General features: G+C 35.3%; 1 protein-coding gene. It reads right to left on the bottom strand.

Translation table 11 applies throughout. The annotated features are described in order from the left end of the window. Positions 1-430 (bottom strand): TetR/AcrR family transcriptional regulator (locus tag AB4653_RS19330; protein WP_372105043.1); only part of this gene is annotated, 430 nt, incomplete at its 3' end. Between the last annotated feature and the right edge of the window lie 29 nt (positions 431-459).

The raw sequence follows: 459 nt of genomic DNA, 5'->3' as shown, positions 1-459 counted from the left end.
AATGAAAGTTTGACTCGTTACAGCCATCAACTAAATAAAGAAGATTTTCAAGAGTCTTATTGTAGGTGTAACCAAACTTAGACTCTTTAAGGCGTTGAACATTTTCGTAATTGTATGAACTTCCGCCAAAAGTGAATAGTAAAAAGATGTTAGGCGAAGCTTCCCAAAACTCGATAAGTTCAGAAAGTAAGTGTTGTAGTTGTATTCCATCCACTCTCTGATACTTTGAGAACTGCTCTTGAAAACGACTTGTATGCTCTTCGATGAGCTGATCAAACAATTGCTCTTTGTTATTAAAGTAATAAAGAATTAACGCGGGGCTTACACCCGCAGACTTAGCAATAGACCGAATTGAAACTTTACTATAAGGCTGAGAAATAAATAGCTTTTCTGCTGAGCTCAAGATTTTTGTTCTTTTGTCATTTAGCATCAGATTGTATCCTCACCTATTTGTTTATA

It is taken from the genome of Vibrio sp. 10N.222.48.A3 (assembly GCF_041475345.1).
Lineage (GTDB): Bacteria > Pseudomonadota > Gammaproteobacteria > Enterobacterales > Vibrionaceae > Vibrio > Vibrio tasmaniensis_A.
Note: the sequence above shows the minus strand (reverse complement) of the source record. Positions and strands in the feature narration are given on the sequence as shown.